The sequence below is a fragment of the Bradyrhizobium sp. Cp5.3 genome, assembly GCF_000426265.1.
Lineage (GTDB): Bacteria > Pseudomonadota > Alphaproteobacteria > Rhizobiales > Xanthobacteraceae > Bradyrhizobium > Bradyrhizobium neotropicale.
Map to the genome: position 1 here is coordinate 1 of NZ_AUFA01000020.1, position 18,158 is coordinate 18,158.

Below are 18,158 nucleotides of genomic sequence, written 5' to 3' on the forward strand. Positions count from 1 at the left end.
TATCGCGGCCACAACTACCCGCATCGGTTCAGGGTCTGGATCTCGGGTCAGGTCCGCCGTGTCACGGCTTCCATCCGGCGTGAGATGAAGCGTCGCGCGGCTGTCGAGCCTGTCATCGGTCACGTCAAGGCCGAGCACCGCATGGACCGCAACTATCTCAAGGGACGCCTCGGCGACCGCATCAACGCCGTCCTTGCAGCTGCCGGCTACAACTTTGGCCTGCTCCTGCGATGGCTCGCAGGACTCTTGCGCGCCCTTATCCGACAGCTCGCCGAAACTGTCCCGGCTCAAAAGATCGCTTAAATCACTACTCGCCCGCGTTCTTCACGGGGGACCAGATAGAAGACCGAAACTTTGCCGCTGTCGGTTTGGCGCGGACCAATTGGCGCACCACCGGACCGATCCGCCAGGTTTTCCGGGAAGCCTTTGCTGCCGCCGGGCTGCCTTACGTGAACCCCCATGCTTTCCGGAAAACCCTGGCCCGGCTCGGTGAAGCCCTTTGCCGGTCTCCCGAGGAATGGAAGGCGTGGAGCCAAGATCTCGGACACGAGAGTGAAATGACGACCTTTGTGGGATATGGCGAGGTCCCAGGGCATCGCCAGGCCGAAATCATTCGCGCCCTGGCCAACCCAGCTCAAGCGAAGATCGAGGGGCTCGATATCGGGGCATTGGAAGCCTTCTTGAAGAGCGCAAGGGCGAACTCCCAGGCAAGTGCAACCTGCGCGGCCGACGATCCCGGAGGATCAGCGACCTAACGACGAAGGCTCTGTCCGCTTTGCCCTGTTAGCGACCCGACTCGCGCGGCAGCGCCGAAGGGCCAAAAAGGCGACATTGCTTGATCACCTCATGAAGGGACGAGCGATGCCGAGAATACGGTTGGAGATCAATCCACCTGCTCGTAGAACGCATCCTCGTCGGGCAATGCCGGGGGCCTACCGGTCAGTTCCTTGGTAACTCCCTTAAAGACTTCGCTGAGCAGTTGCGATTTCGACATCTCTGCTGCCAAGCCATCAATTCGCTTCTGTAATTCGGCTACCTTTTCAGGATTTTCAGCTGCAAGATTGGTCTTTTCGTAGGGGTCTTGCGCTAAGTTAAAAAGCTCAACTTTCGATGGTAATGTCGTTCGCCAGACCAGTTTCCAATCCCCCTTGCGAACTGCACCGCGAAACATTTCAACGTTGTACACCACCTCGTCGCGCGGCGATGTTTTGCCGTCGCTGATGGTCGGCCACATGTCGTATCCATCAAGCGGCTTGCTCTTGCCGAGGCTCGCGCCAGCAAGTTTGGCCAGCGTGGGATAGTAATCCACCACGTGCATCATCTGGTCGACGATGGTCCCCGGCTTGATCCTGTCCGGCCAGTTGACGAGAGACGCCACCCGTGTGCCTCCCTCGTACAAGTCTCCCTTTCCGCCACGATAGGGTCCGTTGCTCGCAGGCAGCGGTCCCTTCACCTCGGTCTCGCCTGCCAGATGGGCCGATTGATTGCCGCCATTGTCGCTGTGGAAAATGATGATCGTATTTTGCAGCAATCCCTTCTTTTCAAGCGCCTTCACGACCCGGCCAATCTGGTCATCCATGGCCGTGATCATCGCAGCATAAATGCGGCGGTTGGGATCACTGATTTGCCTGTACTTCTCGATATATTCCTGCGGCGCCTGATAAGGCGTATGGGGTGCGGTGAAGGCGAGATACATAAAAAAAGGCTTCGTGGCGTTCTGTGCATCGATGAAGCGAACCGCGTCATCGCCCAATAGGCTCGTCACATAGCCCTTCTCGTTGACTGGCTTGTTGTCCCGATACCAATCAAGCTTGCCGTGGACGGAGTGTGTGAAGTAGTCGATCTCGCCAAGTTGCGCGCCATACTGATAGTCGAAACCGCGTTGCTTTGGCCAAAACTCGCGTTTGGCATGGCCGAGATGCCATTTACCCACAATCGCAGTTGTGTAACCGGCCTCCTTCAGCGCTTGAGGGAGGAGCCATTCATCGTTCGGGAGGCCATAGGACAAAGATGCGGGAATGACTAAGGTTTGCAGTCCGTAGCGTAAGGGATAGCGACCAGTCATCAATGCCGCTCGCGTAGGCGTACACATGGGCTGTACGTAAAATTGTTCGAGCCGTGCCCCGGTCTTCGCGAGCTCATCGATATTTGGTGTCAGGATGTCGGAGCCATGAAATCCGACATCAGCCCAACCCAGATCGTCGGCTAGGATATAGATGATATTGGGCTGCGGAGCTCTCTGCTGCGCAGCAGTTGGCGCAGCGGCGCCGAAGCAAGTCGCTAGACCAACGAGCACGGAAGCCACCGCCAACAGTGTTCTCTTCATACTGTCATCCCCGAAAGCATCTGCGGTTCAGCGCCGGAGATTCCCGGTGAGAATGGATTTGCCTGAAATGTATAGCGGTGGAACTCCAGCTGGAGAGCTGATTATACAAAAGTGGGCGCTGAGGTCCGTTCCGGGTCAAACGCGACGGGTCCGGCCGGCCCTGCCTGGCAGGTGATGTCCGCTTTGCCCCGAAAGCGACCTGCTTAGTGCGTGGCAACGAAATGACGCGAAGGGCCAAGTCCAGACTCATGCGCTGCAGCAAGTTGCGTCGTGGCGGCGAGCCACTCGTTGAAGCCGACCCGCCGCCCACCAGCGCTTCGCCTGCCTTTGACCTAGCGGCAGGCAGCGATATTACCCTCCGCTACCCTTGATATTCGGCAGGTGTTTCATATCGAGCATCGGCACCGGGTTTTCTGGGCGCTGCAGATCCGGTCTCCAATCGTTCGAGGCTCCGCCCGGCACACGCTTGATGCTTGGATAGTCGACGATCGACTTGTTGAACTCCATCACGACTGGGAAGATTAGCGCCAAGACCCAGCCGTTGTCCTGTCCGGTGTACTTGCCCGGCGACTGTGTCGGCATACGTGCCGACATCGCGCCGTTGAACACCATGTCGTATTTCTCGAACGGGTCCATTGTCAGATTGTAAACCGCCCCGATCGAGCCGAGGTTCTGCTCTGGACCAAGCCAGGTGTCCTTGGCCGTCCATAGGTACTTCCACGCGATGCTGAGATCGGGGTTGGTTGGATCACCGCCGACATCCGCGCGCGCTCCCATAAAGTTTTCGCCGTCGATGTAGATCCACGACCTTCGTGCCGAGTGTTTCGCGCGACCGAGAATGTACTCGCTGTTGTCGATGCTATCAAAGTAGATTGGCTTGCCATTGTTGTCTGTCCATGCGCCCTGTGGCGGTGGGGTCAGACCGACCATCTTGGCAAGCGTCGCCCAGCAATCGATGTGCGACATCATTTCATGATACTGCGCACCCGCAGGGATGTTCGCGGGCCACCACATCAATCCGGGTACGCGCCAACCAGCTTCAAATGCAGTACCCTTTTCGCCACGGAAAGGCGTAGTGCCCGCATCAGGATAGGCATCCTGCCACGCGCCGTTATCCGCCGTCACGATCACGATCGTGTTCGGCGCTTCCGCGCGGATGGTGTCCATGATCCGGCCGATATCGTCATCGAGCTCGATCAACGAATCCGAGTAATCGCCCAGCCGGGACTTCCCAGCGAACTTCGCTGCGGCATTGGTCGGGTTGTGCATCTTCATGAAATTGACGTCCATGAAGAACGGCTTGGAGTCCTTGGCGTGCTTCTTGATGTATTCGATTGCGTAGTCCGCTTGCCGGACGTCGAAGTTCGCCAAGTAGTCGTAAGTAATGTACTCGCCTCGCTTCGCCGGTTGCCCCGCAACTCCCTCCCATTCGTACATGTTAACGGCTTCAAAATAGGCTTTTGCAATCTCTGGGTTGTATGAGGGAAACCACGGATGGAACCACTTGGATGTGTCGGCATAGGTGTAGACGCCCGGATAGTACGCCGCGAACGCCTTCATCTCGTCGTAGCCGTGCTCGATCGGATAGGACTCGGGCTTGTCGCCGAGATGCCACTTGCCGGAAAAGTACGTCGAGTAGCCGTTCTTCCGGAAAAACTCGGCGATGGTCGGCGTTTCCTTTTTCAGCGCATTCTCGTCGCCCGGAGCCACCACGATGGAGAGCGCTGAACGGATCGGAATGCGCCCTGTCTGGAACGAAGACCGGCCTGCCGTGCAGCTTGCTTGACCGTACCAGCTCGTGAACGTCGCACCTTCCTTGGCGATCCGGTCGATGTTTGGTGTTGGATGGCCGAGCGCGGCGCCACCCCCGCTATAGGCGCCGAAGTCGTTCCATCCAGTGTCATCCGTCATGAGCATGACGACATTGGGTCGCTTCTGCTGTTGCGCGGATGCCGGCATATTTGTCAGCGCCGCAACAGCAACGCCGGCCAACAGGCTGTGCCATAACGTGTGTCCGATTTTCATGCGATCCGCTCCTTCTTTTGGGCTTGCTGGATGGTCTGCATTCCAGTCCAGCGGAGCTTCTCGCGCTATGCGGTTCCGGCAAGCGATGTGTGTTTGTGGACCTTCCGATAGCGGGGAAGGTCTGCTGCGGGTCATTCTCGACCGAGTCAGCCAGCCTCGCTTGCCATTGGATGTCCGCTTTGACCTGAAGGCGACCAAGCTCGCGCGACGGCGCAATATGTCGCGAAGGACCAATGCCAGACTGAGCGATGGCGCGCAGTTCCGTTGGGAGCCAGCTGACGCTCGATCGCGTCAGCATTCCACTTACCGCATTCATTCAGCATCGATGAGGCGGCCGAACGAAAACCGTGCGCGGTCATTTCGTCCTTTGTAAACCGAGTCTGCGCAGGGCGGCATTGATGGTGTTTTCGCTCATGCACCGCTCGCGCGATCGATTGGACGGAAAAACGAAGCGTCCATTCCCGGTGATGCCGTGAAGCTCACGCAACAACGTAACGGCGCGAGGCGCCAGCGGTATGCGATGCGGACGCCGCATCTTCATCTTCGCGGCCGGGATGGACCAAATTGCACGATCGAGATCGAACTCGCTCCATTCCGCCGCGCGAACCTCACCGGGGCGCGCGAAGGTCAGCGCCAGCAGCTCCAGAGCAGCCTTCGTTTCAGGAGCCCCTTCATAGCTAGCCATGGCCCTGAGCAAGCCACCGAAGGCTTTGGGTTCAACGATCGCCGCCCGATGCTGAACCACTGGCGAGGCGATAGTGCCGCGGAGGGCGGCCGTCGGGTCCGCATCTGCCCGTCCGGTCGCAACGGCAAAGCGAAAGACCTGCCCGATGGTTGCCCGAAGCCGTTTGGCGGTTTCGAGCCGACCCCGAGCCTCAACGGTTTTCAGGACCCGTAGCACCTCCTGGGCGGCGATCTCCGCAACAGGACGCTCCCCAAGATCGAGGCGGGCAAGGTTCAGGAGCCATTCGACCTTGTCGAAGGTGCGCTCAGCCTTTCCTTCCGCGCGCTTCTTTTCGAGAAGTTCGTCGGCCAGCGCGTTGAAGGTGTTGGCCGACGCCTTCGCTTTCGCGGCCTTGTCCAGTTTTCGAACCAGCGAGGGGTCTTGTCCCGAACTGAGCAGGCGCCTGGCGTCATCGCGCGCGTCGCGTATTTCGGAGAAAACCGGACTTGTCCGGATGGGTAGGTGGTGCCGCAAGAGGGACTCGAACCCCCGACCCCGTCATTACGAATGACGTGCTCTACCAACTGAGCTATTGCGGCGGACCCTGCCGGGGCCGGGCGAAGCCGGTCCCGATACGCGGGCTCCTGATATCGGGCATGGCCCGAATTGGCAAGGACAAGCGGCGTGCGAAATGCGGCTCACGCGCCCCAGCGGGACCAGAATCCGCGCCAGCCGCCGGCCTGGGCCTTTGGCGTGCCGATTTGTTCCGTAAATTCATCGCTGGGACCCTCGTCGTCGATCCCGGGATCATCCGGCGCGCGGACGATCGGGATGACGGCCGGAATTGGGGCCGGCGCGGGCTTGCCGAGATCGGCACGGGTCCGGAACACCGGCGTTGCCGCCGGCGGCGATGATTCGGCGGGCTCAGGCGCCGGTTTGACGGGCTCGGCGGACGCCACCTCGGACGTCATCTCAGGCGTTTTGGCCTCGGGCGGCGCATTGTCCTGCGCGGCCGGAGCCGGGGCGAGCGCGGACGGAGCCGGTTCCACCGGGCTTTGGCCGGCAGCCGTCACCCGCTTGGGCGGCGGGGCGGCCAGCATGGCTTCCTCGAAGGCGGAGGATTCGATCGTCGTCCCCTTGTCGGAGGGCAGACTCGCAACCGGCGTCTGCCACTGGAACGCGTCGAGCCGGCCGGTGACCGGGGAGACCGGGCGCCAGCGATCGCTGACATAACCGTCCGCGGTCCAGGCCGGATCGTGGCGGGCGCGCACCGCGCGCAAGGTCCAGGCGCGGGCACGGCCGCTGTCGCCATGCTCGGACCGCTCGATCTCGGCCATCAGCAGCGCAACACGCTGGGTCGGATCACTGACATAAGGCGCCAGCGCGTCGCGCGCGCGGAGGAATTCGGAGGCATCGATCGCGGCGCGCGCGACCGCGAGCCGGCCCTCGATATGGCCAGGCTTGTCGGGCGGTATCTTTGCCGCGAGCGTCTCGACCCGCTGCAAGCGCTGCCGCGCCGAATCGCCGAGCTTCACATGTGCATAGGCGTCGGCGAGATCGGGATGCGGGTTGGCAAGCCATGCCGCCTCCACCAGTTTCATGGCACGGCGCACCTGATGCGCCTCGCTCTCGAATTTTGCGGCGAGCACAGCAGCCGGGACCAGCGTCGGCGCGAGCTTGACCGCCTCCATCACGCTCTCGCGCGCGACGTCGCGGTCCATCGTCTCGAGCTCCAGTGCACGCGCGGTGAGCAGCACGCCGCGCTGCCGGCGATAGGCGGCCTTGTCGATCAGGCCGGCGGACAAATTCGAATCGAGAATCGCGAGCGCGCCGCTCCAGTCGCCGCGCGCGCAGCGGAAGCCGAGCACCGCATGCGAGGCCCAGGTCGAGGACGGCGACAGCTTGATCGCTTCCTCCGCGATCATCACGGCGCCGACCGCATCGTCGGCGCGCTGCGCCTCGATGAAGAGACCGCGCAAGCCGAGCAGCCGCGTGTCCTCGCGCTCGGCCATGGCGCGGAAGACGCGCTGCGCTTCATCGCGCCTGCCTTCGAGCTGCGCCGATTGCGCGTGCAGCAGGAGTGCAAGCGGATCGTCCGGCGCATGCCGCCGCGCCGCTTCGGCGTGCCGGCGGGCGAGCGCCGTGTCGCCATGGCCGATCGCGAGCAGGCCGTGGGTGATGGCATGACGGCCACGCGCATTGCGCTTTTCGTGACGGCGGCGACGCATACGCCCCGGCGTGCGCCAGATCGTCGTCAGGATGCTCCAGACGAGCACGACTGCCGCGGCAAAGATGCCAAGCAAAAACACGAACCTGGGAAGCGTCGTTGAGACGCGGAAACCGCCCGCGGTCAGGACGAGATCACCGGGCTGGTCGGCAACCCAGGCCGCGCCGGCCGCCGCCAGCGCAATCAGAATCAGGAAAAGGACGATGCGAAGCATGGCGATCCCTATTACGCGCCAGTTATTGCGCGAACCTTATTGAGCAGGCTTGGCGAGATCCGCCATGGCATCGTCGGCGAATTTGCGGGACGCGGCGAGCGCGGCATCGCGGGCATCGGCCTTGGCGAGCCAGGCTTGCGCCGGGACGCGATCGGCCTCGGGCAGCGTCTTCAGCTCGCGCCGCGCTTCCGCGAAATCATTGCGCAAGGCCGCGGCCGTCACCCGCGCGACGATCGCGCCGCGGTCGTTGCCGACCCCGTCGGTGCGCTCGATGCGGACGAGTTTCGACGCACCCGCCTGCAGCCGCTCGACGATGCCGGTGCCGCTGGTCTGCGCCTCCGCCGGCGGCGACAGCTTTGGCACGATGTTCGTGAGCTCGCGGCTCAGCGCGACCGGCGTCGGAATGCCCGACGCTGCGAACGTGTCGAGCGGCTTCAGCACGTCGGGATTGCCCGCGAGCGATCGCGCCGCGGCGAGCTGGGCCTCATAGGGATCGCCGTGGCGAACGGCGACATCGAGCAGCGCGGCTGCCACGACATGGCGCAACGGCTTGTCTTCGGCCGGCTTGGCATCCGCGATCTTCTCGCCCTGCTGCGCAAGCTCGGCGCGCTCGCTCCTGACGCCGCGCTCGAGCTGGGTGATGCGCTCGTTGATGGCAGCAAGATCGGGAGATGCGGCCGCATCGCGCGGCGCGGATTTCACATCGTTCAGCGCGCTCGCGGTCTTGTCGGACTGCGTGCGCAGATTGGCGATATCGCTGCGCAAGACGCCTGCGGATTTTTCCAGCGCATCGATCCGCGCCGCCATCGCCGGATCGGCGGCCGGCTTGGCCACCTTGGTTTCGACGGCGGCGACGCGCCCGCTCAGGGCATCGACCGTCGCATTGGTGACTTGGGGAGCGGCTGGCGGCGCCTGCACGGCGGGCCAGCCCAGCATCCAGCCGACCGCGATCACCATCGCCGCCGCGACCGCGCCGGAGAGCAGCGCGATCACCCAGGGTGAAATCGGCGGCGAAGCCGGCGGCGCCGCGGCGGCTTGCGTCTCGGCATGCTCGGGCTCGGGCTCGGGCTCCGACTTCGTCTCCTCGGACTTGATCTCCTCGGGTTTGGCTTCTTCCGCCTGCGCCTGCTCAGGCGACGGCTGCGCCTCCGGCTCGGCTGCCGTCTCCTGCGGCTGGGTGGAGACTTCGGTCGCCTCGAGGTCGATGGTGGGCGGGGTGCGCTTGGCTCGGCCGGATTCGGGGGCCAATCCTGCGTCTTCAGCCTTGTCGTCGGCCATCGTGACGGTTCCTCAAACTTGCGTGCCTTGGGACCGATTTCGTCGGATTCGGCCCGTCCTCTTACGCCAAACGGGTCCGCAAAGCACGCTCCAACGTTTCAAATAAGGCATTTTCGTCCGGCTTGGCGGCGATCAGGACCTGCGACGCGCCGGCCTCGCGCAGCACGGAAGCGACCGTCTCGGACAGGCAGCATTGCGGAATGGACAGCGCCGAAATTTCGACACCTTCATCGCGCGCCGCCTCCAGGAAGGCGCGGGCGCTGCGACGGGAGTAGTGCAGCACCGCCCGGATGCCGTGGGCGGCAAAGCCATCGCAGACCTCTCGCGGCAGATGCTTGACCGGCGCCATGCGGTAGGTGGTCTGCGTGACTACGTTGAACCCTTCCGCGCCAAGCTCGCCGCCGAGATCGCGCGACAGGTCCGCGCCGGCCAAATAGAGCAGGGTGCTGTTCTTCTTCAACACCTTGTCGCGCGCGCCCTGCATCACTCTGTCACGCAAGGCCGCGGCATCGCCGCCGGCGACAATGACCGTAGCAAAGCCGGCGGCGCGCGCGGCGGCCGCCGTGTGCTCGCCGACCGCAAACAATGGCAACCTCAAGAGATCGAGATCCTTCAACAGCGGTGCGACGGCACGGATCGCATTGGCGGACGTGACGATGATGGCGTTGTAATCGGCCTCGCTTTCGTCGTGGAAGGGGACCGGCTCGAACTTGAGCATCGGGGCAAGCAGCACCACATGACCCCGCGCGCGCAGACTATCCGCCGTCGCCTCGTTGTCAGGATGCGGCCGCGTGACAAGAATGGACATGGCGTGTGTTCCCCCGGGGCGCCTTAAGCTTTCAAGAGGACGGCTGCGCACGGCAATTGCGCTGGGCGACCCCGGAATGCTACCGGACGTACCAGAACTCTGCTTTATGGATGAGTGCAAGGGCGCAAATTGGATAACAATTCGCCAATGCTGGTATTGGGCATCGAAACCACCTGCGACGAGACCGCCGCGGCGGTGATCGAGCGCGCGCCTGACGGGAGCGGCAAGATCCTGTCCAACATCGTGCGGTCGCAGATCGAGGAGCATGCCCGTTTCGGCGGCGTCGTGCCGGAGATCGCCGCGCGCGCCCATGTCGATCTGCTCGACGGGATCATCGACCGCGCCATGCACGAGGCCGGCATCGACTACGCCCAGCTCAATGGTGTCGCGGCAGCCGCGGGCCCGGGGCTGATCGGCGGCGTCATCGTCGGGCTCACCACCGCGAAAGCGATCGCGATGGTGCACGACACGCCGCTGGTCGCGGTGAACCATCTCGAAGCGCACGCGCTGACGCCGCGTCTGACCGACGGCATCGAATTTCCCTACTGCCTGTTCCTCGCCTCCGGCGGCCACACCCAGATCGTCGCGGTCACCGGCGTCGGGCAGTATGTGCGGCTCGGCACCACCGTCGACGACGCGATCGGCGAGGCCTTCGACAAGGTCGCGAAGATGCTGGGCCTGCCCTATCCGGGCGGACCGCAGGTCGAGCGCGCGGCGACAAACGGCGATGCGTCGCGCTTTGCCTTGCCGCGGCCGATGCAGGGACGCCCCGATGCGAATTTTTCGCTGTCGGGATTGAAGACCGCAGTGCGCAACGAGGCGAGCCGGATCGCACAGCTCACGCCGCAGGACATCAGCGATCTCTGCGCGAGCTTCCAGGCCGCCGTGCTGGAATCGACGGCCGACCGGTTGAGCGTCGGCCTCAAACTGTTCCGCGAGCAGTTCGGCACGCCGCGTGCGCTGGTCGCCGCCGGCGGCGTCGCCGCCAATCAGGCGATCCGCGGTGCCTTGCATGACGTAGCGAGAGACGCGAAGACGCAGCTGATCATGCCGCCGCCTTCGCTCTGCACCGACAACGGCGCGATGATCGCGTGGGCCGGCGCCGAACGCCTCGCGCTCGGCTTGACCGATACGATGGAAGCCGAACCGCGCGCGCGCTGGCTGCTCGACGCCAACGCCACGGCACCGGCCGGCTATTCCAACACCCGCGCGGGATTTTAGCAGGTTCGCATGAAGACGCGCCGCGACAATCTCAACTTCACCTCTCCCCGCCTGCGGGGAGAGGTCGGATTGCACCTGGCGATGCGAAGCATCGTCCAGTGCAGTCCGGGTGAGGGGGAGCTTCCACGAGTCCAACTGTCACCGCCTCTGCGGAGACTCCCCCTCACCCCAACCCTCTCCCCGCAAGCGGGGAGAGGGAGTGGAGAGAGCGCGCAATGACCGTATTCCAATCCGTTGCGGTGATCGGCGCGGGCGCCTGGGGCACGGCGCTTGCGACAGTAGCGGCACGCGCCGGGCGCGCCGTGACGCTGTGCGCGCGCAACGCCGAGCACACGGCACGGATCGCGTCGACCCGCGAAAATCCGCGGCTGCCCGGCGTGCAGGTCGCTGCTGAGATCGTCGTCACGAGCGAGCTGGCCCTGGCGGCGCGCGCCGACATGTTGCTGATTGCAACCCCGGCGCAGCACTTGCGCGGCGCGGTCAACATGCTGGCCGCACATCTGACGAAACCGACGCCCATCGTCGCCTGCGCCAAGGGCATCGAGCATGGCACACACAAATTCATGACCGACGTGATCGCGGAGGCGGCGCCGCACGCGCAGCCGGCGATCCTGTCGGGCCCGAGCTTCGCCGATGATGTCGCGCGCGGCCTGCCGACGGCGGTGACGCTGGCGGCGAAGGATGAGGCCTTGGCGAGTGCGCTGGTTCAGGCGCTGGGCTCGCCGACGTTCCGGCCCTATCATTCGACCGATGTTCGCGGCGTCGAGATCGGCGGCGCAGCCAAGAACGTCTTGGCGATCGCGGTTGGCATCGCGGTCGGGCGCAAGCTCGGCGCCTCCGCCCAGGCTGCGCTGACGACCCGCGGCTTCGCCGAGCTCGCCCGCTTCGGCCGCGCGCTTGGCGCGCGCAGCGAAACGCTCGTTGGCCTTTCCGGCCTCGGCGATCTGATCCTGACCTGTTCGAGCCCGCAGTCGCGCAATTTCGCGCTCGGCCTCGCGCTCGGTCGCGGCGAGCAGCCGCCCGCCGGCAAGCTCGCCGAGGGCGAGTTCACCGCACCGGTCCTGATCGAACTCGCATCTTCGCAAAACATCGAGATGCCGGTATCGGAAGCCGTCGCGGCGATCCTGAGCGGCAGGAGCACGATCGACGCCGCGATATCGGGACTTTTGACGCGCCCCTTCAAGGCAGAGGAATGAACATGGCGTACTGGTTGGTGAAATCCGAACCGTCGGTGTGGTCCTGGGACCAGCAGGTGGCCAAGGGCGCCAAGGGCGAAGCCTGGACCGGCGTGCGCAACTTCACCGCGCGCCAGAATCTCGTGAACATGAAGAAAGGCGACAAGGCATTCTTCTATCATTCCAACGAGGGCAAGGAGATCGTTGGCATCGCCGAGATCATCAAGGAGGCCTATCCCGATCCGACCGACAAGACCGGCAAGTTCGTCTGCGTCGACATCAAGGCCGACAAGCCCTTGCAGACGCCGGTGACGATGGTCGCGGTCAAGGCCGAGAAGAAGCTCGCCGACATGGCGCTGGTGAAATATTCGCGCCTGTCGGTACAGCCGGTGACTTCCGAGGAGTGGAAGCTCGTCTGCAAGATGGGCGGGGTATAAGCAGCCTCGAGTGGTAGGGTGGGCTAACCCACCCTACGGCGTCGGCGTCCCATCCTCTTCCAACACCAGCGGCAGCCCGAACTCGGCGAACATCCGCGGCTCCAAGAACATCGTCACCGTCGAAATCCGCTCGCCCACCAGCGTGAGCACGTGGATCGCGTTGGCGGCGAGGCGCGGGTCGGCCTCGGTGCGAGCATAGACGGCGAAGGCCGGCTGGCCGTTCGCAGCGGTCGGAACGAGACGCATGCCGCGACAGCTCTGCCACGCAATCGCGAAGAAGGAACGGATCTCCTCGCGTCCCGCATACCATTGCAGCCACGGCGGCATGGTGAAGGTCGCATCCTCCTTCAAGAGCGCAACGAAGCCATCGAGATCGTGACCTTCCCAGGCGCTGAGATAGCGGCTGAGAAGTTCTTGCTGGGCGGTATCCGGCCTCGCCGCGACTTGCGGCCGGCCGTCGGGATACCGCTTCGCCAGCGTCTCGCGCGCGCGTTGCAACGCGCTGTTGATCGAAGCCGTGGAGCCGCCGAGCAAGGTGGCCGCTTCGGTCGCGGCCCAGCCGAGCACGTCGCAGAGCAGAAGCACCGCACGCTGGCGCGGCGGCAATTGCTGGATGGTCGCGACGAAAGCGAGCTGGACAGCCTCACGCGACACATAGCGCGCTTCCGGATTTGGCCGATCGTCGGCGATACCGTCGAGCTGCGAGTCCGGATAGGGCTCGAGCCACGCGATTTCAGTCGCAGGACCGCTCTCCGGCATCCCTGAGGCGGCCGGACCTTGCCGATCCGGCAACACGCGTTGCGCGATCTTGCGGCTTTCGAGCGCGTTGAGGCAGGCATTGGTCGCGATCCGGTAGAGCCAGGATCGAAACGTTCCACTGCCTTCAAAGCTGTCGAAACTGCGCCAGGCACGAAGGTAGGTTTCCTGCACGAGATCCTCGGCCTCGTGCAGCGAGCCCAGCATGCGATAGCAGTGCAGCCTGAGCTCGCGCCGGAACGGCTCGGCGAGGCGTTCGAACGCCGCGCTCGTGCGCTCCGGCAGCGGCAGTTGCTGCGATGTCTCAGCCGCGGTCATGGTCATTGAGATTAGACCTCCAACGCTTTTGTTCAAGGCCCGCTGCTTCAGGACGTAGCTTCGAGACCCTTGCCGGTCACGATGAACGCGTTGCCCTTGGCACGGTCCGGCTGGGTCACGAGCTCGATGACGCCGTTTGCGACATGAGACGGTCCGGGCGCAGAGGCCATGCCACCGATAAAGTCCGCAGGGGTGATGCCGAGATAGCGGGCATAGCCGGCAACCGCATGCCTGCCGAGATCGGTGTCGGGCATCATGCGCGGCGCGAGCGCAGAGAAATGCAGCCCGAGGCCGAGGCGATCGGATTCCTTCTGCGCGTAATTCGCGATAAAGAGCTGCGTGCGCTTTGCGCCGGCATAGCCGCCTGAATTCGGCGAGCCCGCGAGCGCCGCGCCGGAGGAGATGACGATCACCGACGCACCAGGCGCGAGCGGCCAGCACAGCGCCGCCTTGCAGAAGTGAAACGCGATTCTGACATCGGTCTCCCAGTTGATCGCGAACTCGTGCCAGTTCTGCTCGTGGAACGGCGCCGCCGGCGGAAGCGCTCCGGCGCACAGAACCAGGACATCCGGCTTGTGGACGCCGAACGCGCGTGCCGGTGCGTCCTCGTCCGTTGCATCGAGTGGAAGAATGCTGATGCCGGAGACCTGTTCGGCGAGCTGCCTGAGTATGCGCTCCTGCCGCGCCACCGCGAGCACCTGGGCGCCCTGATCGTGCGCGACTTCCGCGATTGTCCGTCCGACGCCGCGGCTGGCGCCGATCACCGTCACCGTCTTGCCTGCCAATGAATGCATGGCGCCCTCCATCACGCGAGACCATAGGTGAGGCCGAGCTTGCCGCCCGGAAGCTGCTGGACCTTGCGAAGCTCCAGCCCGCGCCGCTGCTCGGTCAGCGCGAACAGTCCTTTGCCTGGACCTGCGATCAGCGGATAGACGATCAGCCTGATCTCATCGACGAGGCCGGCATCGATGAAGCTTGCGGCAATCTGCGCGCCACCCATCAGATAGATGTCCTTGCCGGCCTGTTGCTTGAGCGCAGCGATGTCGTCGCGCTTGCGCAGGATGCGCGTGTTCGGCCAAGCCACGGACGTCACCGTGGTGGAGAGAACGTAATGCGGGGTTTTTGCGGCGAAGCGGGCCCATGCGAGCTCGCCCGGCGTCGGAGCAGTGCCGGTGATCCAGGCCGGCTTGTCCGGCTCGGTCTGGATCCCCGTCCAGTACCGCTCATAGCCGGGATACATTTTGCCCCCGAGCACGCAGGCGTCGATCTCATCCGTCAGGCCGTAATCGTCCGACCAGGCCTCGGCCCAGTCGGCCATGTCCTGCGCTGCCTCCACCTTGCCGTCGACGGACACCTTGAAGGCCGTAATCAGCTTCCGCATCTCAACTCTCCCTGGCGCCGGCCGCAATGGCCGGTCTCATCGGGTAAGACCGGCGCCGGGGCGGGAATTCATCGGTATCCGGAAGAAATTTTTCGGACGGGTTGGCGCGGAAGACGCGCTCACGTCTCCGGCAGGGCGAACACCTTGCATGGCGATGCGATCCCGCGCAGCGGATGCTCGCCGAGCGGAACCAGCGGGAGGTCGGTTTCCGCCGCGAGCGCGCCAGATACCAGCACGGTCTCGCGAAGCGGCTTGCACAATCCCTCGAGCCGGCTCACCAGATTGACCGCCGGCCCGATCGCGGTGAAATCGAGACGATTGGCGGCGCCGATGTTGCCCCACAGCATCTCGCCGAGATGCAAGGCCAGACCGAACGACAGCGGCGGCAGGTTCTGGCTGCGCCGCTCTTCGTTCAGATGCGCCATCCCGGCCCGTGTGGCGGATGCCGCCTTCAGTGCCGCATCGCATGCGCCGCGGCGCGCTGCGCCCGTCACCGGAAAGATCGCGAGCATGCCGTCGCCGATGAATTTCAGCACCTCGCCGCCGAAGGCGTGAACCGCGCCGGCGATGCGGTCGAACCAGGCGTCGAGCGACGCGATGACGACACCAGGAGAAGAGGTTTCCGAGAGCGCGGTGAAATCGCGCAAATCCGCATAGAGCAGCGCCGCCTGAATGGTCTCGCCGACGTCGCGACGCAGTGGCGCCGACAGCACCCGCGCCGCGCTGCGACGGCCAAGATAGGCCTCCAGCGACGCGGTCAGTGTCGCGCGCGCGGCGAGCGTTGCGAGCGGCGCCGCCGCAAAGCGCGCTGCCTGGCGCAGGGCATCGACCTCCTGCGGCGCGAACGGACGCGCGCCGGCCCACGCCAGCAGGGGCGCATTTTGGGCCTCGCCCACCGTATCCTCATGCACCGCGCCGGAGGCCAGTCCCGCAAGCCAGCGCCGACCGGCATCGCCGGGCGGGTCGGGTGCAAGTCCGGTCGGTGCGAAGCCGAGCGCCTCGATGACCTCGCCACCCTTCGCGCGCCACAACCAGGTTCGTCGCGCGATCAGGGGATGCGGCACCTCCAGCGTCAGGGCGCCGGCTGTGAGCGGCACGCCGTCGGCGACCAGATGCGCGCCGAGTTCCGCAAGCAGGCGGTCGGCACCTAGGCTATCCGAGGCGGCGTCAACGAGCCAGGCGAGGGTGGGGGCGAGTTGCATGGGCCGATGATGGCGAAGGCAGAGCATCTTTGTCACGGGCAATCCTTGACGGGCCGCTTTGCCGCCGCCATGTGCCAGTGTCAGCCCAGGGAAGATCGCCGATGACCGAGCCGTTCATACTGCGACGCGAAACCCAGATCGCGGCCCCGCGTGCCACCGTTTTCGCCTACCTGACCGACCCCGACAAAATCCTGAGCTGGATGGGATCCGACGCGACGATGGAGCCGCATCCGGGCGGGGTCTACCTGCTCAAAGGCATCGGCCCGCGCGACGGCGTGGCCCGCGGGGCATTTCGCGAAGTCGTGCCGGTGCATCGGCTGGCCTACACGTTCGGCTGGGAGGGCGGCCAGGAAGTGCCGCCCGGCTCGAGTTTGGTCGAAATCGATTTGATCGAGCGCGATGGCGGCACGCTCTTGCGCATGACCCATAGCGGCCTGCCGTCCGCGGAACAGGCGGCCGCCCACAACAAGGGTTGGGCGCATTATCTGGGCCGGCTCACGGTCGCGGCTGCCGGCAGCGATCCTGGTCCGGACATGGGCGCGTCAACGAAGTCGTAGTTGCAAGCGTAGGGTGGGCAAAGCGTAGCGTGCCCGCCATTCGTGCCTCGATTCGGAGCGGGATGGTGGGCACAGCGCTTCGCGCCTTTGCCCACCCGACGGCAGCGCGACGCTACACCGCTGCGGTCGCCACCACCTGCGCCAGAAGCTGCTCGCGCCTGGCCTGTGAGCGCTGGCCCTTCATGGTCGCGGCGAAACGCTCGAGGATGCCATCCTCGAAGGCGGTGACGATGGTGTCGTGAACGTAGCTGCGCCGGCAGATCGCCGGCGTGTTGGACAGCTTGTCGGCCGCGGCACGGATCGCTTCCAGCACCTGCTTCTTGCGGCCACGCTGGCTCGTCGCCGGCGTGATCCGCGACAGCGATTCCACAACCACCGCCGATGCCATCAGCGTGCGAAAGTCCTTCAGCGAGATCTTGATGCCGGCAATCTCGCGCAGGAACGCGTTCACCTGCGTGGTATTGACCGCGCGCACGATGCCGTAGGCATCGCGATACTGGAACATGCGCTTGCCCGGGACGCCGCGCAGAATGCCGATGGCGCGCACGAGCTTGGCCGCGTCGCATTCCTTCCGCACCGCCTTGCCGCCCTTCGCCTTGAAGGTCAGGACGAAACTGTCGTCTTCCAGCGTGACGTTGGACTTGAGCAGCGTGGTGGCGCCGCGCGTGCCATTGAGGCGCGCATAGGATTCATTGCCCGGACGGATCGCGGTGCGGGCGATCAGCTCGATCACGGCCGAGAGCGCGAATTCGCGCGTCGGCTCGTCGCCCGACAGGAACATCGAGACCTTGCGCCGGATTTTCGGCAACGCGCCGACGAGCTTTTCCAGGCGATGCGCCTTGCGGTGCTCGCGGACCTTTTCCCAGTCGGCGTGATAGCGATATTGCAGCCGGCCCGCGGCATCGCGTCCCACCGCCTGAAGATGCGAGCTCGGGTCGGCCGAGTAGCGCACCTCGCGATAGGCCGGCGGCACCGCCATGGCGTGCAGCCGGCGAATGGTGCGGGCGTCGCGGATATGCGCGCCGTTCGGGCGGACGAAGGAGTAGCCCTTGCCGCGCTTGATGCGCCGGATCGTCAGCCCGTTCTGGTCGCCGAGCCGCAGGCCCAGGTCCTTGGCGAGCGCCTCGACCGAAGGCGCACGTGCCGTATCGAAGGTCTTTTTCGGGCTCAGACGCCCGGGAACGGGCGGTTTTGGCCATTGTCCGAGGGCCTTGGCCAGCGCAACGGCTGCAGGATCGGCTGAAGCGGGCCGCATCGTCCCGAAATTCTGCTGATCCGTCATAGTCTTATGCCTTAGCCCTGCCTGTTGTCGGTCAATGCCGCTGCTCTGATTTTTGTTCCGAAGGGTTTCTCTTGACCCCGGGGAGGCCATTTAGGGTGTTCCGAACGGCATTGCGAGTCCCGAATCAGTGAGGAGCGGTTGCTAAATACCGTCATAGCGCGCATAGGGTCCCTGCGGGAGCCGGTTCTGTCGATTTGGGTAAAGAGGTCGAAGGGCTGCCGGCGACCTGTTTCGGTCCTGCGACAGTCAGGCGGACCGTCTTGATCCGCCGCATGGCCGTCCGCCCA

At 64.7% G+C, this 18,158-nt stretch carries 16 protein-coding genes, 1 tRNA gene and 1 pseudogene; 6 read left to right on the forward strand and 12 right to left on the reverse strand.

The annotated features are described in order from the left end of the window. Together K289_RS44950 and K289_RS0124520 are read left to right on the forward strand one after the other, a co-directional pair. Positions 1-303 (forward strand): annotated as a pseudogene (locus K289_RS44950) (IS5/IS1182 family transposase); the annotation flags it as partial. 65 nt (positions 304-368) lie between these two features. Then, positions 369-755 carry a hypothetical protein gene (locus tag K289_RS0124520; RefSeq protein ID WP_027553974.1) on the forward strand — a complete coding sequence of 129 codons (387 nt, stop codon included), beginning with the start codon at positions 369-371 and terminating at the stop codon, positions 753-755. Between the two features lie 128 nt (positions 756-883). Here the strand turns inward: K289_RS0124520 and K289_RS44955 are convergent, their stop codons facing one another. The 7 genes from K289_RS44955 to K289_RS0124555 form a co-directional block, all read right to left on the reverse strand. Then, positions 884-2,326, reverse strand: a complete 1,443-nt coding sequence (locus tag K289_RS44955) for an arylsulfatase (protein WP_035685623.1) — start codon at positions 2,324-2,326, stop codon at positions 884-886. Positions 2,327-2,677: 351 nt separating this feature from the next. Further along, a complete protein-coding gene (locus K289_RS0124530; protein ID WP_051310754.1) occupies positions 2,678-4,351 on the reverse strand; it encodes an arylsulfatase in 1,674 nt (557 codons plus the stop codon). A 355-nt stretch (positions 4,352-4,706) separates the two neighbouring features. Further along, complete coding sequence (locus tag K289_RS48265; RefSeq protein ID WP_063614170.1) at positions 4,707-5,549, reverse strand: site-specific integrase; 843 nt, start codon at positions 5,547-5,549, stop codon at positions 4,707-4,709. Next, positions 5,539-5,614, reverse strand: a tRNA-Thr gene (locus tag K289_RS0124540). The genes K289_RS48265 and K289_RS0124540 overlap by 11 nt, the downstream gene beginning before the upstream one ends. A 99-nt stretch (positions 5,615-5,713) precedes the next feature. Beyond that, positions 5,714-7,456, reverse strand: coding sequence for a heme biosynthesis HemY N-terminal domain-containing protein (locus tag K289_RS0124545; RefSeq protein ID WP_027553976.1), 1,743 nt, complete (start codon positions 7,454-7,456; stop codon positions 5,714-5,716). Between the two features lie 36 nt (positions 7,457-7,492). Further along, positions 7,493-8,734 (reverse strand): COG4223 family protein, encoded by a 1,242-nt coding sequence (locus tag K289_RS0124550; RefSeq protein WP_027553977.1) that lies wholly within the window; start codon positions 8,732-8,734, stop codon positions 7,493-7,495. Between the two features lie 61 nt (positions 8,735-8,795). Then, positions 8,796-9,542, reverse strand: coding sequence for a uroporphyrinogen-III synthase (locus tag K289_RS0124555; protein WP_027553978.1), 747 nt, complete (start codon positions 9,540-9,542; stop codon positions 8,796-8,798). 147 nt (positions 9,543-9,689) lie between these two features. Between K289_RS0124555 and tsaD the strand changes: the two genes are divergently transcribed. The 3 genes from tsaD (at position 9,690) to K289_RS0124570 (ending at position 12,375) form a co-directional block, all read left to right on the forward strand. Then, positions 9,690-10,763, forward strand: a complete 1,074-nt coding sequence (gene tsaD / locus K289_RS0124560) for a tRNA (adenosine(37)-N6)-threonylcarbamoyltransferase complex transferase subunit TsaD (protein WP_027553979.1) — start codon at positions 9,690-9,692, stop codon at positions 10,761-10,763. 215 nt (positions 10,764-10,978) lie between these two features. Further along, entirely contained in the window at positions 10,979-11,959 is a 981-nt protein-coding gene (locus K289_RS0124565) for an NAD(P)H-dependent glycerol-3-phosphate dehydrogenase (RefSeq protein ID WP_027553980.1), read from the forward strand. A 2-nt stretch (positions 11,960-11,961) separates the two neighbouring features. Beyond that, positions 11,962-12,375: an EVE domain-containing protein gene (locus K289_RS0124570; RefSeq protein ID WP_027553981.1), complete on the forward strand. Its 414-nt coding sequence runs from the start codon at positions 11,962-11,964 to the stop codon at positions 12,373-12,375. A 33-nt stretch (positions 12,376-12,408) separates the two neighbouring features. Here the strand turns inward: K289_RS0124570 and K289_RS44965 are convergent, their stop codons facing one another. From K289_RS44965 to K289_RS0124590, 4 genes are all read right to left on the reverse strand, one after another. Beyond that, a complete protein-coding gene (locus tag K289_RS44965; RefSeq protein ID WP_245283987.1) occupies positions 12,409-13,455 on the reverse strand; it encodes a sigma-70 family RNA polymerase sigma factor in 1,047 nt (348 codons plus the stop codon). A 41-nt stretch (positions 13,456-13,496) separates the two neighbouring features. After that, positions 13,497-14,243, reverse strand: coding sequence for an SDR family oxidoreductase (locus tag K289_RS0124580; RefSeq protein WP_027553982.1), 747 nt, complete (start codon positions 14,241-14,243; stop codon positions 13,497-13,499). Positions 14,244-14,254: 11 nt separating this feature from the next. Continuing rightward, complete coding sequence (locus tag K289_RS0124585; RefSeq protein ID WP_027553983.1) at positions 14,255-14,830, reverse strand: dihydrofolate reductase family protein; 576 nt, start codon at positions 14,828-14,830, stop codon at positions 14,255-14,257. Between the two features lie 119 nt (positions 14,831-14,949). Beyond that, positions 14,950-16,032 (reverse strand): adenylate/guanylate cyclase domain-containing protein, encoded by a 1,083-nt coding sequence (locus K289_RS0124590; protein WP_027553984.1) that lies wholly within the window; start codon positions 16,030-16,032, stop codon positions 14,950-14,952. Between the two features lie 101 nt (positions 16,033-16,133). Between K289_RS0124590 and K289_RS0124595 the strand changes: the two genes are divergently transcribed. Then, positions 16,134-16,589, forward strand: a complete 456-nt coding sequence (locus K289_RS0124595; protein WP_027553985.1) for an SRPBCC domain-containing protein — start codon at positions 16,134-16,136, stop codon at positions 16,587-16,589. A gap of 112 nt (positions 16,590-16,701) precedes the next feature. Here the strand turns inward: K289_RS0124595 and K289_RS0124600 are convergent, their stop codons facing one another. After that, the gene (locus tag K289_RS0124600; protein WP_027553986.1) at positions 16,702-17,871 is read right to left on the reverse strand and encodes a DNA topoisomerase IB; all 1,170 of its coding nucleotides are present in this window, start codon (positions 17,869-17,871) and stop codon (positions 16,702-16,704) included. Between the last annotated feature and the right edge of the window lie 287 nt (positions 17,872-18,158).

Excerpts from the sequence above, each read along its gene's own strand:
- K289_RS44955 (WP_035685623.1), bottom strand. The coding sequence starts at position 2,326 with ATGAAGAGAACACTGTTGGCGGTGGCTTCCGTGCTCGTTGGTCTAGCG.
- K289_RS0124530 (WP_051310754.1), bottom strand. The coding sequence starts at position 4,351 with ATGAAAATCGGACACACGTTATGGCACAGCCTGTTGGCCGGCGTTGCT.
- K289_RS0124545 (WP_027553976.1), bottom strand. The coding sequence starts at position 7,456 with ATGCTTCGCATCGTCCTTTTCCTGATTCTGATTGCGCTGGCGGCGGCC.
- K289_RS0124550 (WP_027553977.1), bottom strand. The coding sequence starts at position 8,734 with ATGGCCGACGACAAGGCTGAAGACGCAGGATTGGCCCCCGAATCCGGC.
- K289_RS0124555 (WP_027553978.1), bottom strand. The coding sequence starts at position 9,542 with ATGTCCATTCTTGTCACGCGGCCGCATCCTGACAACGAGGCGACGGCG.
- tsaD (WP_027553979.1), top strand. The coding sequence starts at position 9,690 with ATGCTGGTATTGGGCATCGAAACCACCTGCGACGAGACCGCCGCGGCG.
- K289_RS0124565 (WP_027553980.1), top strand. The coding sequence starts at position 10,979 with ATGACCGTATTCCAATCCGTTGCGGTGATCGGCGCGGGCGCCTGGGGC.
- K289_RS0124570 (WP_027553981.1), top strand. The coding sequence starts at position 11,962 with ATGGCGTACTGGTTGGTGAAATCCGAACCGTCGGTGTGGTCCTGGGAC.
- K289_RS44965 (WP_245283987.1), bottom strand. The coding sequence starts at position 13,455 with ATGACCATGACCGCGGCTGAGACATCGCAGCAACTGCCGCTGCCGGAG.
- K289_RS0124580 (WP_027553982.1), bottom strand. The coding sequence starts at position 14,243 with ATGCATTCATTGGCAGGCAAGACGGTGACGGTGATCGGCGCCAGCCGC.
- K289_RS0124585 (WP_027553983.1), bottom strand. The coding sequence starts at position 14,830 with ATGCGGAAGCTGATTACGGCCTTCAAGGTGTCCGTCGACGGCAAGGTG.
- K289_RS0124590 (WP_027553984.1), bottom strand. The coding sequence starts at position 16,032 with ATGCAACTCGCCCCCACCCTCGCCTGGCTCGTTGACGCCGCCTCGGAT.
- K289_RS0124595 (WP_027553985.1), top strand. The coding sequence starts at position 16,134 with ATGACCGAGCCGTTCATACTGCGACGCGAAACCCAGATCGCGGCCCCG.
- K289_RS0124600 (WP_027553986.1), bottom strand. The coding sequence starts at position 17,871 with ATGACGGATCAGCAGAATTTCGGGACGATGCGGCCCGCTTCAGCCGAT.